The organism is Pectobacterium sp. F1-1, from assembly GCF_025643735.1.
Taxonomy (GTDB): Bacteria; Pseudomonadota; Gammaproteobacteria; order Enterobacterales; family Enterobacteriaceae; genus Pectobacterium; species Pectobacterium colocasium.
Window position 1 is genome coordinate 3970002 of record NZ_CP104733.1, and the last position, 16033, is coordinate 3986034.

The 16033-nt window shown below is 52.5% G+C and carries 10 protein-coding genes; 1 reads left to right on the forward strand and 9 read right to left on the reverse strand.

Features of this window, described 5'->3' with window-relative positions; translation table 11 throughout:
• Positions 1–42: 42 nt before the first annotated feature.
• From NAL19_RS17780 to NAL19_RS17805, 6 genes are all read right to left on the reverse strand, one after another.
• The gene (locus NAL19_RS17780) at positions 43–1755 is read right to left on the reverse strand and encodes a hypothetical protein (protein ID WP_263058037.1); all 1713 of its coding nucleotides are present in this window, start codon (positions 1753–1755) and stop codon (positions 43–45) included.
• A gap of 113 nt (positions 1756–1868) precedes the next feature.
• Entirely contained in the window at positions 1869–3047 is a 1179-nt protein-coding gene (locus NAL19_RS17785) for a dienelactone hydrolase family protein (RefSeq protein WP_263059746.1), read from the reverse strand.
• Positions 3048–3292: 245 nt separating this feature from the next.
• Positions 3293–3916 (reverse strand): hypothetical protein, encoded by a 624-nt coding sequence (locus NAL19_RS17790; protein WP_263058038.1) that lies wholly within the window; start codon positions 3914–3916, stop codon positions 3293–3295.
• Positions 3917–4164: 248 nt separating this feature from the next.
• Positions 4165–6072, reverse strand: a complete 1908-nt coding sequence (locus NAL19_RS17795; RefSeq protein ID WP_263058039.1) for a rhamnogalacturonan lyase — start codon at positions 6070–6072, stop codon at positions 4165–4167.
• Between the two features lie 199 nt (positions 6073–6271).
• On the reverse strand, positions 6272–7456 hold the full coding sequence (locus NAL19_RS17800) for an MFS transporter (RefSeq protein WP_263058040.1): 1185 nt from the start codon (positions 7454–7456) through the stop codon (positions 6272–6274).
• Positions 7453–8646, reverse strand: a complete 1194-nt coding sequence (locus NAL19_RS17805) for a serine hydrolase domain-containing protein (RefSeq protein ID WP_263058041.1) — start codon at positions 8644–8646, stop codon at positions 7453–7455. The genes NAL19_RS17800 and NAL19_RS17805 overlap by 4 nt, the downstream gene beginning before the upstream one ends.
• A 118-nt stretch (positions 8647–8764) precedes the next feature.
• On the opposite strand from NAL19_RS17805, the gene NAL19_RS17810 reads away from it, so the two are divergent.
• Entirely contained in the window at positions 8765–9661 is an 897-nt protein-coding gene (locus NAL19_RS17810) for a LysR family transcriptional regulator (protein ID WP_263058042.1), read from the forward strand.
• A 62-nt stretch (positions 9662–9723) separates the two neighbouring features.
• Here the strand turns inward: NAL19_RS17810 and lpdA are convergent, their stop codons facing one another.
• The 3 genes from lpdA to aceE all read right to left on the reverse strand — a co-directional run bounded on the left by lpdA (position 9724) and on the right by aceE (position 15950).
• Complete coding sequence (lpdA, locus tag NAL19_RS17815) at positions 9724–11148, reverse strand: dihydrolipoyl dehydrogenase (RefSeq protein WP_039278363.1); 1425 nt, start codon at positions 11146–11148, stop codon at positions 9724–9726.
• 237 nt (positions 11149–11385) lie between these two features.
• Positions 11386–13272, reverse strand: a complete 1887-nt coding sequence (gene aceF, locus NAL19_RS17820) for a pyruvate dehydrogenase complex dihydrolipoyllysine-residue acetyltransferase (RefSeq protein WP_263058043.1) — start codon at positions 13270–13272, stop codon at positions 11386–11388.
• Positions 13273–13286: 14 nt separating this feature from the next.
• Positions 13287–15950, reverse strand: a complete 2664-nt coding sequence (gene aceE / locus NAL19_RS17825) for a pyruvate dehydrogenase (acetyl-transferring), homodimeric type (protein ID WP_263058044.1) — start codon at positions 15948–15950, stop codon at positions 13287–13289.
• Positions 15951–16033 lie beyond the last annotated feature (83 nt).

Sequence of the window (16033 nt, forward strand, 5' to 3'; positions counted from 1 at the left end):
CTCTTATCGTCAGCGCCAATATCAGCGTTCCGCGATATCCACTCAATCGGCCTGATGGGAAAGCCATTTCCCTTTGTCATCAAATACCGTCACGCCCGGCACTCTGGAGTAACTCCCTTCCCCCTCTGATTTATAGTGGGTCGCCAGTATATGGGGAGAGCGATAGATAAACTCAAAATAGCCATCATCAGGATTCTTGACGATCAGCTTACCCGTGCTGTCGATGAGACCTTCTTCTACCTTGAAGTAGCGATTATCAAGGTTGTTTTTAAAAGATGTCGCTTCGCCATAGGTAAACAGGTTCTTTTTCTCTTGTGCAGAAATAGCGGGGAAACGCGTCACATCAAGCTGACGTAATACATGCAGGAACATCAGGCGTTCCAGCGGCGTTCCCGCATCTTTCGGCACTAGAAATTGTAATGTAAGCCCACTTCCCACATTCACATCGTATTCATAGCCGACAAATGCGCTGTCGCCATAAATAAAAATGTTATCGACTTCTTTTCCTTCAGGAACGATCTCTTTGGTTTCAGCCATGAGCTCGGGAATAGATTGAGGAGAAACCTTAAAATAAATGTCATATTTAAAGCTTTCCGACGGAAACTTTATCTCAATACGCGTTTTTGACATGCTCCGTTTAATAAAGCGTTCCGGCTTTTCCATGCGCTGTTCAAGTTCTTTCCAGATCGCCTTGTGCATATCGGCAATTGCAAATTCTTCAGCGATCGTTACACCATACTTTGCTTCTAACGCCTGCTGAGATAATGCCAGATCGTACATCGACAACGTCTGTTCACCGCGGTAGCGTTCATCCATTGTCCGCAATACGGCAAACGCGTTGGCTAACGCAACGGAGTCTTCAGCATTCGCTAACCCGATAAAATAGCGTTGCTTAGCCTCATCATATTGAAAATAGACGGCTTCCAGTTTGCCCTGTTGATTATCGTATGCCGCCCCGTTTTCCGATTGGAACAACACGCCCTTTTGCCCTTCCAGCCACGATGCCAGATTAAAATCTGCTTTCGCCGCACTCACGGTAAACAGGTCAACGTCGGTGTGATGTTGCCGATCGCGATAGGTATAGATCTGCGTGTCTTTATTTTCCCGATCGATAAGCAGACGCCCCATTCTGCGCACATAAGTCCCGTATTCCTGCAAACTCAGCTTGTCGTATAGGTTAAACGGCAGCTTAATCGTAAAGTCATCTTCAGGATGAAAAGGAATACCAGGAAAATCGTTCATTGGCGCGTGGTTGAATGCTGCTTTCTCTGCAAGAAGCCACGCCTGATAGGCTTTTTTATGTTCGTCAAAACGTTGCTTGATCTTAAGTAAATCGGGTGACTGTTCTTCCGTCTTTTTCAAGACCATAGTGATTTCACAATAATAAAACGCACAGGCAGCGCTTTTATCCGAGACGAACTGCACCGTGTTTTTCCCGGTGATTTTTAGCGTGTGCCACATACCGTTGACCTGTATGCGGTTGTCTTTAATCTCCTCGGTATATTCACCCTCTGCGCTGTAATAGCTCACCTGCGTCGGCGTCAGATTAAAATAGAGGTCGTTTTTAATGCTTTTGAGGTTTTGCTTAATATGATCCTGAAGCTCATCTCTGTTTTTATTCGCTTCTTTATGTTCGCTGTTATCAAACACCACGCGAATATCCTCAACCAGATATTTCCCCTCGCGAAGCGTTTCTTCTCCGTTACAGCCCGACAGCCATAACATCATGATTAAAACACCCAGGTATTTCTTCATCACTGCATCCCTGTAAAATTAAAACGCCTCTGAATGCTACAGCACTCAGAGGCGAATCACGCATCAGCAATCTGATGTTATCAAAAAACTTATTATAATTCAGGCACTGGCGGCTATGGCTTTAACCAGTGGTCCAGAAAGCGAAAGACACCTTCCTGCTGTTCCTGATAGAACACGTGTCCCAGCTCAGGCCATATTTTGGTTTGCAGGTTGTTGTCCGCCCCTTGAGATTGCCACACCTTGTGCATTTTCGCGTAGGCATCTTCAACGGATTGCGTCGGGAACAGTTTGTCTTTGCCACCGTTAAATAACAGCATCGGTTTTGGTGCGGCAACGCTCGCCACATCCGGGAAATCAAAGCGTGTCGGTTGCCCCGGATGCAACATATAGAACGCCGACTGTCCTCTCAGCACATTGTTACCCGGCGTCATCAGACCGTCGTACGTGCCAATCCATGACACCGCCGCCGTCGCCGCGACTTTATCCGACAGCGCTGCGAGCTGCCAGGCGCGATAGGCGCCCATGGAGAACCCCACGACGCCGATACGTTGCTTATCAACCTGTTCAAGTGATGCCAGAAAGTCCGTTGCCCGCATGTCTTCGTAGGCCATCAGACCCGCGAGCGAGCGCCCCAGATTAAAGAAGTTGCTCGCCAGCGCCTGCTGCTGCTCATATTTAATTGGCCCGCGCGATCCCCAACCGAGTGCATCCACTGCCAGCACCACATAGCCCCGTTTCGCCAGTTCATCCCCGACAAAGCGCCCGGTGAAAAACTTATCGGCCCATGCCTGTGCAGAATCAAGCTGTGCGTCATTCCCCCACGGCTTGATCATCTTCTCTTTGCCAATATCAAACTTCGCGCCGTGATCGTGCAGCAGGATAACCGCGGGATGCGGCCCCGCGCTTTTTGGCGTCAGGAGCAACGCGTCTACACGACTTTCATCGGTCAGGTTGAAGGCAATTTTCTCCGCCATGTAGCTGCCGCGATCTTGTTTTTCTATCGCTTGTGGCGCGAAGTCTTTGGTGGAATCCGGCGTCAGCAGTAGCGCACGCAGCGTTTTTCTCGACTGGGATTGCCACTGGCTAAAATCCGTAAAATTCCCGGATAGCCAGGAGTCCGAGTAGGTCATCTGCTGTTTAAGCTGCGGATAAAATGAAGGCAGACCTTCATCCGTCACCGCCTGATCCGTCGCGGGTTGAATCGTAGGGTTCATGTCGTTCGCCATCAGTGAAGGGCTCGCCAGCAAAGCCGCCAATAGCCAGACAGAGGTGCGTAAGGTATTCAGATTCATCATAACCTCAAAAACAAAACATCGTTTCTTTTTTGAAGTTTGATTGTAATTGACGCGGCTAAAAATAAACGGACGGAGGGCGCATTCTGCGAAGCATCTGGCAAAAAAGGTTCGTCGCGGCAGCGTAGACCCAAGGAGGAATACCACACACGCCAGCGATCAAAGTATTCAATTTATTGCATAGTTAAAGATTTATTGCATAGTTAACGATTTAAGATCACTTAATGTCTCAGAGCAGAACGACCTCAGGCGGCCGATTCGTCTCGTTTACGTTCAGCCACCAGCACCACTCCTTTTCGCGATTCATTCGGTGCAAGGCTCCAGATATCGCTTTCGGGAATGCTGCGACCATCGTATCGAATCCGTTCTCCGTCATACGGCCAGAAAGTACGTTGTTCTGAGTCGAACACAAATACCTCAATGCCAACCTCTTTACGTGCCATACGCGCCCACAACGCTTTCCCTCCAGGGAACTGAACGTTATCGCTAACCAGCACAATACCGTCGTTAATGAGCGCCTTATACATGGCGCTGGCGACATTAGCATTTCGTTCACGTTTGGTGACAATCACGCCTTCAACCTGAGTGAGATGATCATTTATCGGTTGCAAGTTCTCGTAGTAACCGATGACGGCCAAAATAGTTTCAGCATCGTTGTCGCTGTTACGGGATTTCAGGTCGATCTTTGCAACAACAATATGCCGTAAATCACCGTTAACATCATCAGGCTCTCCATATATGGCAACAGCGTGATGCCGCTCAGTATGGATATAAATATCCACGGCGCGACCATTCACACTCGTTTCGCCAATTTTCCGATATTCCCGCGCCATAGTGGCGGGGCTATATGACATTGGAAGAATCGCCATATCAAAACTCCCGCTATCGTTGAGGACTGGTGACATTATAAGCATAGCCTGTTGCACATCGTTGGATGTCTATAATATCAAACATCATGCGTGTTTATTAGCCAATTTTCGCAGCAGTATTATCCTCGTTAACCTTGCGTTGGGCTGAACGGGGAATCATTTAGTTCGCACTAACCCACGATACTCCCTCAAAATAACCCGATACATTGAACGAAAATCGGCACGATCGCGATCGTGCCGAGAACGCATTATTTAGGTACGGTATAAACGCTTTCCCACTTCACTGGAAACGTCATTCCTTCCCCAAGATAGAAGCTGGTATGTGGCGGCTGGTTATAGCCCGCGTTCTGCGCCGCAACCTGTGTCCGATAGGCCGGGTCATGCATCAACGTCGGCATACGGTATGTCGTTTCCGTCGTGGTACTGAAAATCTGTAGCTCGCTACTATCAGACTTGGGAATGATGAACTCTTCGCGCCAATCGCCAAACAGATCGGCACTCAAAACGGGTGTCGCTTTCGTCCCGTTTATCGATGTTCCCGAATTGTAGGTGTAAGCACTGAACAGCCGAGTCGATGCCGACTTGGACGGTACCCACTTATCAATCACCGCACGATCCCATGTTTCACGCAGCAGGTCGCCATCCCACCAGATACCAAAATTGATGTGAGATGGTTTTTTATCAGAGATCTGTTCGCCTTTCGCGTTAAATAGCCCGCCTTGTGAAGACCAGCATTCCACTCCCAGGTGGGCAGGATCGACATCCATACAGACGCCGCGCCCGTTATCGCCACCAGACCCATTACTGTATCCCCAAAGGATCTCGCCCGTAGCCGCATCATGCATTTCCATCGCGTTCTTGCCATATTGGCTCGCGGACTCATGCACCATAAAGACCTGCTTACCGGAACGAGAAGGATCGAGAACGCCAAAGTGCAACGCATCACCATGCCCCAACCCAGTAGAATTCAATAATCTTCCGTTGCTACCTATCGTTGCGGCACCAAAGATAATATCGTCTTTCCCATCCCCATCCGCATCGCCGGTACGAAAGTGGTGCGCACCTTGCCCATACGCCGTATTCAGCACATCACCAGTGGTACCGCTGTCGTACGTCCAGCGTTTTGTCAGCTTGCCATTGCGCCAGTCCCACGCAACCACCACGGCACGTTTATAATAGCCGCGAGAAAACACCGCGCTGGGACGCTCGCCATCAAGATAGGCGACACCCGCCAGAAAACGGTCAACGCGATTGCCATAGCAGTCTCCCCAACCGCACACATCGCCACGTTCCGGGAGATAATCCACTGTCGCCATCGCTTTCCCAGTTTGGCCATTAAATACTGTCAGGTATTCAGGCCCGGTGAGAATATAACCGTTGTTACTACGGTAATCCGCCTGACTATTACCGATAACCTTTCCTGTACCATCCACCGTCCCATCGGCGGTTTTCATCATCACTTCCGCTTTGCCATCACCATCCAGGTCATACACGATGAAATCGTTGTAATGCGCTCCAGATCGGATGTTCTTTCCTAAATCAATGCGCCACAGCCGTGTTCCATCCTGTTTATAGGCATCGATATACACATTGCCGGTATAGCCAGAGTGCGCATTATCTTTCGAGTTACTCGGTGCCCACTTGATCACATATTCATACTCGCGGTCGCCATCCAGATCGCCCACCGAGCCATCATTCACCTCATAGGAATAGGTATCACCCTTTGGCGTCACCCCATCGGCCGGTTTCTTTAACGGGATAGACAGATAACGTTGACCATTCAGTACCGATTTAGCGACCTCCTCTTTCCCTGCAACGCCGTTAATGACCGGGCGTATCGCATACGTAGAATCGGCTTTACCGTCGGGATCGATAAAGTTGGTCGTTGTACTGATAGGGGAAGCATTGATGAGTTGACCATCTCGATAGAGATTAAAAGCGATGTTTTCGGGGTCCGTAGCGAAAAGTCGCCAGCTCAAAAAAACATGTTCCGATGATTTGAATGCAAACAGTCCGCGATCCAGCAATTCAATCTGCTTACTTTTTCCTGCCGCATGGGCCGATGTTATCAGCCCAGCCTGACCCCCGCCTAGCAGCGCAGCAAGCAATGCAACAGCCATGACGCCTGCCCGCGGCGTTGATAAATAGCGTTTCATTTTCTCTCCTTGATGATGTGAAGAATGCCTTAAATCCAGTTGTACAAATTACATACAGGCATATCCACGCCAGACTAGTACAGCGGCGTAACTATCAATCACGAAAACAAGGCAAGAAATAATGGCGTCTATGTATGATAAATAAACAGTTTATTGCGCTAGGAAGAGTTACCGACACAAAAATCCGTCCACGGGATCCTCACCGCCGCGCCATAGGGAAACCGTGTTGTCTGGCAGACCAGACGACAACGACCGCAATCAATAACAGCCCCAGCAGCACCGGAGAGAATGCGATAACGCCGACGTGCTCCAGCAGAATGCCGCCGATAATACCGCCCCCAGCGATAGCCATGTTCCAGGCCGTAACCAACATCGACTGCGCCACATCGGCTCCCTCTTCCGCCGTTCTGACAATAGCCGTCTGGAATAACGTCGCCGCGCCGCCAAAGGCGAGTCCCCAGACGGCCACAGCCACATAGACCACGGCCTGCACATCCCCCGCCACACCAAGCGCCAGTACGGACAGGCAAAATAATACCGAGCAGGCAAGCGTAAGCACGCGTAAATAGCGATCAATCAGCACGCCGATAATCCAGATGCCCAGCAGCGATGTGATGCCGAAGACCAGCAGCACCAAACCTGTCTGCGCGACCATGCCTACCGACGCGAGAAACGACGCAATATAGGTGTAGAGAATGTTGTGCGCCAGCACAAAGGCCAGCACGACACATAACACGGGGCGCACGCCTGCTATCGTGAACACGCGTCCCAGAGATAGCCTGTTGCCTGCGGATTGCCCAGCAAAATCCGGCACCTGAATACGTACCCACAACATCAGTATTAAGGCCAAACCGCTCATCATACCGAAGCACATGCGCCAGCCGATCACGTTGCCAAGAAAGGTTCCAGCGGGCACACCGAGCGACAAGGCTAATGGCGTGCCAACCATCGCAATAGCAATCGCGCGCCCTTTCTGGTGCTCAGGTACCATACGCGCTGCGTAGCCCGCCAGTAGCGCCCACAGCAGCCCAGCAGAAACACCTGCCAGAAAACGCGCCGCCATCGTCAGCAGATAACTGCTGGACAACGCCGTAACCGTATTGGCGACAGCGAAACCGGCGATGGCTGCCAGCAGCAGCAAGCGGCGACGCACACCTTGCGTCGCCGCGGTCAACGGAATCGCAGCGACCAGAGAACCGATAGCGTAGATAGTGACGGTTTGCCCGACCCAGGCTTCGGACACCGCCAGTCCCTGCGCCATCTGCGGCAGCAGGCCTGCTGGCAGCGCTTCAGTCAGGATAGTGATGAAAGCTGCCGTAGCCAGCGCCAACAGTGAGGCAACGGGCAGTCTGTCATGGTGTGTCGCCGTCATTGAAGCCGTCATCGTGCTGCCTCCAGGTCGCCATACACGGCATCGCGCAGTTCAGTGACAAAACGCCCCGACATCCCTTCGTACATCGTGTTGGTGAAAGCCACCACGCTCAACCCCTGCGCCCGATCGACAAACCATGAATGGCCGTAGGCTCCCCCCCAACGCCAGGTGCCTGATGATTCCGGCGACTCGGCTAACTGCGGATCGCGCAAGACCGAGAAACCGAGGCCAAAACCACAGCCCGGCGCATTGGGCAGTTCCAAACCACCGGTCTGATCGCGCCCCATCTCCTCAATCAACCCGTCAGGCAACGGGATACCGCCTCCTTTACGCAGGGCTTCCAGTAGGCGCAATAGATCCCAGGCTGTGCCCGCCATGCCCGCGCCACCGGATGGAAAGGCTAAAGAATCAAGGATGCGAGCGGGGCTGTACGCGATGCCGATGGCGCCTTCGAAGGGAGACACCGTTTCGCCTTCGGCCAGGCGATGTGGCTGCGGCGTGTCGTTCACGTAAGCGGTAGTCAGGCGCGATGGGTCGCGTACAACAAAACCGGTATCGTGCATGCCCAGCGGGTCGGTCACCAGTTGGCGAACCGCCTCGTCCAATGACGTACCGTGAATGCGTTCAATCAAGGCGCCCAATACATCCGTTGCCAGCGAATAACCCCAGGCCGTTCCCGGCGCGTATTGCAGGGGAACGCTGGCGATGCGGTGCAGGTTCTCAGTCAAGCTGATGCCGGAGGCATCCATACCATCGGAGACCCCCGCCTGTGCGTAAGGGCCGTCCGCATGGGCTTCGAAAAAGCGGTAGCCCAGACCCGCAGTGTGGCTAAGCAACTGCCGTACTGTGATGCGCGCAGGGCTGCCGTCGGTCAGCCGGAGTTGGAACATCGGCATCCAGCGAGTGATGTCCTCATCCAGATCGAGCCGGCCTTGCGCCACAAGCACCAGCGCTGCCACGGACACAATGGGCTTGCTAACGGAGGCCAACCGGAAGATGGCGTCCAGCGCCATAGGACGGGCGTTCTCCCGGTCAGCCCATCCTGCGGCCTGCTGATGAATCAATTCTCCGTTGCGCACAACCAGCACGACAGCACCGACCAAACGCCGTTCGTCCAACGCCTGTTGAACGGTGGCCTGAATTCGGGCAGAGATAGGCGCTGTTGCAGCACGGGTATACAGAGGAAATGCGGGAGTTATCACGAAATATTCCTTTCATCAATGAGCATTCCCGCTACGATAAAAAATCACCCATTAAAGAAAAAGTGGGATACTGTTCCTAGGTATGCGGAACAAATTGTCCGCAATAGAGAGAGGGTGTATGGATAGCCTGAACGGCTTTGTGGTGTTTATACAGGTGGCCGAAACGCGCAGCTTCGTTGCTGCGGGTCGTCTACTGGGCGTGTCCGCGTCCGCGGTAGGCAAAAGCGTCGCACGGCTCGAAGAAAAACTGGGCGTGAGGCTGTTTCACCGTAGTACGCGCAGCATCACACTGACGGCTGAAGGATCACTATTTCTGGCGCGTAGCCGGCGTATTCTGGCAGAAATCGAGGCCGCAGAACTGGAACTGTCGCAGACCAGAGTCGTTCCACGCGGACGCCTGCGGGTAAGCCTGCCGTTAGTCAGTTCACTGGTGCTCCCCGTACTCGGTGAGTTCATGCGCGAGTATCCCGAGATAGAACTGGATCTGGACTTCACCGACCGAATGGTGGACGTCATTGAGGAAGGTTTCGATGCCGTGGTACGAACAGGAGACCCCGTTGATTCACGCCTCACCGCACGTAAATTGGGCACTTTTCGTTTTATGGTGGTGGCCGCACCGGACTACCTTATTCGGCACGGTACGCCTCAGAAACCTGCCGATTTGATGCAGCACACCTGCCTGCACTATCGCTTTCCCAACAGCGGCAAGCTGGAACCGTGGGCGCTGCGGCTTCCCCCCGGCGAGCCAGAGTTGCCATTGCCTACCTCGATTGTCTGCAACAACATCGAAACGCGCCTCTGCTTCGCACTGCAAGGGCTGGGGATCGCCTACCTGCCAGACTTCTCCATTCATAAACTGCTGGCCAGCGGCCATCTACAGCCGATTCTGACCGACTATGTGGAACGCAACGGCGTCTTCCATGTGTTGTGGCCTGCCAGCAAACATCCGTCGCCCAAAGTGCGGGCACTCGTGGATTTCCTCTGCGCGAGGGTATTTCCCGCATCCGATACATAAAAAAAATCCGGCACCTGTAAAAGGTGCCGGATTGAATTCACGCTAATCGAACCTACGAGAACTTACTTCTTCTTAGCTTTCGGGTTCGGCAGGTCAGTGATGCTACCTTCAAAGATTTCAGCGGCCAGACCAACGGACTCATGCAGCGTTGGGTGCGCATGGATAGTCAATGCGATATCTTCTGCATCACAGCCCATTTCGATCGCCAGACCGATTTCACCTAACAGTTCGCCACCGTTAGTACCGACAATCGCACCACCGATAACACGGTGAGTTTCTTTGTCAAAAATCAGTTTGGTCATACCGTCAGCGCAGTCAGAGGCGATGGCACGACCAGACGCTGCCCATGGGAAGGTCGCGGTTTCGTAGCTGATGCCTTTCTCTTTCGCTTCTTTCTCGGTCAGACCCACCCACGCCACTTCCGGTTCGGTATAGGCAATAGAAGGAATAACTTTCGGATCGAAGTAATGTTTCTTACCGGAGATCACTTCGGCAGCAACGTGGCCTTCATGCACGCCTTTGTGCGCCAGCATCGGTTGACCGACGATGTCGCCGATAGCGTAGATGTGTGGCACGTTGGTACGCATTTGCTTATCAACGTGGATGAAGCCGCGATCGTCAACTTCCACGCCCGCTTTGCCCGCATCCAGGTTTTTGCCATTCGGTACGCGACCGATAGCCACCAGAACCGCGTCGTAACGCTGTGGTTCGGCAGGCGCTTTTTTGCCTTCCATCGTCACATAGATGCCGTCTTCTTTAGCTTCTACTGCCGTCACTTTGGTTTCCAGCATCAGATTGAACTGCTTGCTGATACGCTTGGTGAAGACTTTGATGATGTCTTTGTCAGCTGCCGGAATCACCTGATCGAACATTTCAACGACATCGATCTGTGAACCCAGAGCGTGGTAAACGGTACCCATTTCCAGACCGATGATACCGCCGCCCATAACCAGCAGACGTCCAGGGACGCTTTTCAGCTCCAGCGCATCGGTAGAATCCCATACGCGCGGGTCATCATGAGGAATGAAAGGCAGTTGGATCGGACGTGAACCCGCAGCGATAATCGCGTTATCGAAGTTGATCGTCGTTTTGCCGTTTTCACCGTCAACTTCCAGCGTGTTGGCGCCCGTGAATTTGCCCAGACCGTTAACCACTTTAACTTTACGGCCTTTCGCCATGCCAGCCAGACCACCGGTCAATTGGGTGATAACTTTTTCTTTCCACAGACGGATTTTATCAATGTCGGTTTTAGGTTCACCGAACACGATACCGTGTTCCGCCAGCGCTTTGGCTTCTTCGATAACTTTAGCGACGTGCAGCAGGGCTTTAGAAGGAATACAACCCACATTCAGACACACCCCACCCAGCGTGGAGTAGCGCTCTACCAGTACGGTTTCCAGACCCAAATCCGCCGCGCGGAATGCAGCAGAGTAACCCGCGGGGCCGGCACCAAGTACCACTACCTGAGCTTTAATTTCAGTACTCATCATGACCTCTTAATTGATTTCCGGCGGGTCTGTGACGTCACACCCGTCATCATTCAGACTTAGGGTGCCATTTTTAATAACGCCCTCTTCCACCGGGACGTGTCTTTGCCGCAGTAGTTTACAAAATCGTTAACAATTTTGAAACAACAAGCGACTAACGATTTGTCCTTAATCACTGATCGCTGTAACAAATAACAGCTTATCAGAAAAAAGCCGGCCGTCAGGCCGGCTTTTCGATTACATCACCAGACGGCGGATGTCAGACAACGTGTTGTTAATGATGGTAATGAAGCGAGCACCATCAGCACCGTCAATGACACGGTGGTCGAAGGACAGAGACATCGGCATCATCAGACGCGGAGTGAACTCTTTACCATTCCAGACCGGCTCCATTGCGGACTTAGACACACCCAAAATAGCCACTTCAGGCGCGTTGACGATCGGCGCAAAGTGCGTAGTCCCGATACCGCCCAGGCTGGAGATGGTGAAGCATCCGCCCTGCATTTCGCCAGCAGTCAGCTTACCGTCACGGGCTTTCTTGGAGATCGCCATCAGTTCGCGAGACAGCTCAATGATGCCTTTCTTGTTCACGTCTTTGAACACTGGAACCACCAGGCCATTCGGTGTATCAACCGCAACACCGATGTTGATGTATTTCTTCAGCGTCAGACGTTGAGCGTCTTCAGACAGTGAACTGTTGAAACGTGGCATTTGCTCAAGGGCAGCAGCAACGGCTTTCATGATGAAGACAACTGGGGTGATTTTCACATCCAGTTTGCGCTTCTCAGCTTCCACGTTCTGCTGTTTACGGAACGCTTCCAGCTCGGTGATGTCAGTTTTGTCGAAGTGCGTAACGTGCGGGATCATCACCCAGTTACGGCTCAGGTTAGCACCAGAGATTTTCTGGATACGGCCCAGTTCCACTTCTTCCACTTCACCAAACTTGCTGAAATCGACTTTCGGCCATGGCAGCATGCCCGGCAGACCGCCGCCAGCGGCAGCAGCTGGCGCAGATTCGGCGCGTTTCACCGCATCTTTCACGTAAGCCTGAACGTCTTCGCGCAGGATACGGCCTTTACGGCCAGAACCCTTCACTTTCGCCAGATTCACACCGAACTCACGTGCCAGACGACGGATAACCGGCGTCGCGTGAACGTACGCGTCGTTCTCAGCAAATTCGCTCTTGCCTTCCGCTTTCGCAGTCGGTGCAGCAGCAGATTTTGCTGCTGGAGCCGATGCCGCCGCTTCTTGCTTGGCAGCCGGAGCTGGAGCCGCAGCAGGTGCAGCGCCTTCCACTTCGAAGACCATGATCAGTGAGCCGGTTTTCACTTTATCGCCGGTGCTGATTTTGATTTCTTTAACCGTACCCGCGAACAGTGCCGGGACTTCCATCGAAGCCTTGTCACCTTCAACGGTGATCAGTGATTGCTCAGCCGCGATTTTATCGCCAACTTTAACCATCACTTCAGTCACTTCGACTTCGTCACCGCCGATATCCGGTACGTTGACTTCTTTCGCCGCAGAGGCCGCTGGCGCAGTTGGAGCCGCGGCTTGTGCCGGAGCAGCAGCAGGTGCAGCACCCGCCACTTCGAATACCATGATCAGAGAACCGGTAGACACTTTATCGCCAGTGCTGATCTTGATCTCTTTAACCGTACCCGCGAACGGTGCAGGGACTTCCATAGACGCTTTGTCGCCTTCTACAGTAATCAGAGACTGTTCAGCCGCAACGGTGTCGCCTACTTTAACCAGCACTTCAGTCACTTCGACTTCGTCGCCGCCGATATCTGGTACGTTGACGTCTTTCGCAGCCGCTGCCGCAGGTGCAGCAGCAACTGGTGCCGCTTCTTTCTTCTCTTCTGCCTTGGCAGGTGCAGCGTCAGCTGCACCGTCGGCGGAATCGAAAATCATGATCAGTTTGCCAGTTTCAACTTTGTCGCCAACAGAGACTTTAATCTCTTTAACAACACCAGCCTGCGGAGAAGGGACTTCCATAGAAGCCTTATCACCTTCAACCGTGATCAGCGACTGTTCAGCTTCAACTTTGTCGCCAACCTTCACCAGCACTTCGGTGACTTCAACTTCATCTGCACCGATATCCGGTACGTTGATTTCGATAGCCATGTAATCTTTACCTCTTATGCCAGACGCGGGTTAACTTTATCTGCATCGATGTTGAATTTAGTGATGGCATCAGCAACCACTTTCTTATCGATTTCACCGCGTTTAGCCAGTTCACCCAGAGCCGCAACCACGACGTAAGACGCATCCACTTCAAAGTGGTGACGCAGGTTCTCACGGCTGTCAGAACGACCGAAACCGTCAGTACCCAGTACGCGGTAATCGCTCGCTGGGATGAAGTTACGGATTTGCTCAGCAAACAGCTTCATGTAGTCAGTAGATGCAACCGCTGGCGCATCGCTCAGTACCTGAGCCACGTAAGGGACGCGTGGCGTTTCGGTCGGATGCAGCATGTTCCAACGCTCACAATCCTGGCCTTCGCGTGCCAGTTCAGTGAAGGACGTTACGCTGAATACGTCAGAACCGATACCGTAGTCTGCCGCCAGAATCTGAGCCGCTTCACGTACGTGACGCAGGATAGAACCGGAGCCCAGCAGTTGCACTTTACCTTTGCTACCTTCAACCGTTTCCAGCTTGTAGATACCCTTACGGATACCTTCTTCCGCACCCTGCGGCATCGCAGGCATGTGGTAGTTTTCGTTCAGCGTGGTGATGTAGTAGTAAATGTTTTCCTGCGCTTCACCGTACATGCGGTGCAGACCGTCATGCATGATGACCGCGACTTCATAGGCGAATGCTGGATCGTAGGAGATACAGTTCGGGATGGTCAGCGACTGAATGTGGCTGTGGCCATCTTCGTGCTGCAAACCTTCGCCGTTCAGCGTCGTACGACCTGAAGTACCACCGATCAGGAAGCCACGCGCCTGTTGGTCACCCGCTGCCCAGCACAGGTCGCCAATACGTTGGAAACCGAACATGGAGTAGTAGATGTAGAACGGGATCATTGGCAGGTTGTTGGTGCTGTAAGACGTTGCAGCAGCCAGCCAGGATGAGCCTGCGCCCAGTTCGTTGATACCTTCCTGCAGAATCTGACCTTTCTGGTCTTCTTTGTAGTAAGCAACCTGCTCACGGTCCTGCGGGGTGTACTGCTGGCCTTTCGGGCTATAAATACCGATCTGGCGGAACAGGCCTTCCATACCGAAGGTACGCGCTTCGTCAGCGATGATTGGAACCAGACGATCTTTGATAGATTGGTTCTTCAACATCACGTTCAGGGCACGAACAAATGCGATAGTGGTAGAGATTTCTTTGTTCTGCTCTTCCAGCAGGGTGCTGAAATCTTCCAGCGTTGGCAGGTCCAGCTTCTCGTCAAAGTTCGGCTGACGAGACGGCAGGTAGCCACCCAACGCCTGGCGGCGCTCGTGCAGGTACTTGTACTCTGCAGAATCTTTATCGAAAGTGATGTATGGCAGTTTTTCGATGTCATCATCAGACACTGGCACGTTGAAGCGGTCACGGAAGTAACGCACGCCATCCATGTTAACTTTCTTAACCTGGTGAGCGATGTTCTTACCTTCAGCCGCGTCGCCCATACCGTAACCTTTAATGGTATGCGCCAGAATAACGGTTGGTTTGCCTTTGGTGTCCTGCGCTTTTTTCAGTGCAGCGTAGACTTTCTTCGGATCGTGACCACCACGGTTCAGTGACCAAATCTGATCGTCGGTCCAGTCTTTAACCAGTTCTGCCGTCTCCGGGTATTTACCGAAGAAGTGCTCACGCACATAGGCACCGTTTTTGGATTTGAAGGTTTGGTAGTCACCGTCAACGGTTTCTTCCATCAGTTGGATCAGTTTACCGCTGGTGTCTTTACGCAGCAGTTCGTCCCAACGGTCGCCCCACATGACTTTGATCACATCCCAGCCAGCGCCGCTGAAGATACCTTCCAGCTCGTTGATGATCTTACCATTACCGGTAACTGGGCCATCCAGACGTTGCAGGTTACAGTTGATGACGAACACCAGGTTGTCCAGTTTTTCACGGGTCGCGATAGTGATCGCACCCTTGGATTCTGGTTCGTCCATTTCACCGTCGCCCAGGAAAGCATAAACGGTTTGCTTAGAGGTATCTTTCAGACCACGGTTTTCCAGATATTTCAGGAATTTAGCCTGGTAGATAGCACCAATCGGGCCCAGACCCATAGAAACGGTCGGGAACTGCCAGAAGTCCGGCATCAGTTTCGGGTGCGGATAAGAAGACAGACCGTTACCGTGAACTTCCTGACGGAAGTTGTTCATCTGGTCTTCGGTCAGACGGCCTTCAAGGAAGGCACGAGCGTAAACGCCCGGAGAAATGTGGCCCTGGAAGTAGACCAGGTCGCCGCCGTCCTGCGCAGTGCGAGCACGGAAGAAGTGGTTAAAACACACTTCATAGAAAGTGGCGGAAGACTGGAAAGAAGCCATGTGGCCACCCAGATCCAGATCTTTTTTCGAAGCACGCAGTACCGTCATGATCGCGTTCCAGCGGATTGCTGAGCGAATACGACGTTCCAGATCCAGATTACCAGGGTACTCCGGCTCGTCTTCCACTGCGATGGTGTTGATGTATTGACGTGCAGCCGTACCAGCAGCAACGCTGACACCGCCTTTACGTGCTTCACTCAGAACCTGATCAATCAGGAACTGGGCGCGTTCAACACCCTCTTCACGGATGACCGATTCGATCGCCTGCAGCCAGTCGCGGGTTTCGATCGGATCCACGTCATTATTTAAACGATCTGACATGGTTATTCCTTATCTTCTCTAATAAGTTGGTTTGTTGGAGCCTGTCTTCCTGCATTCTGGCTTAAGGTAGCCATAAGCAAAAC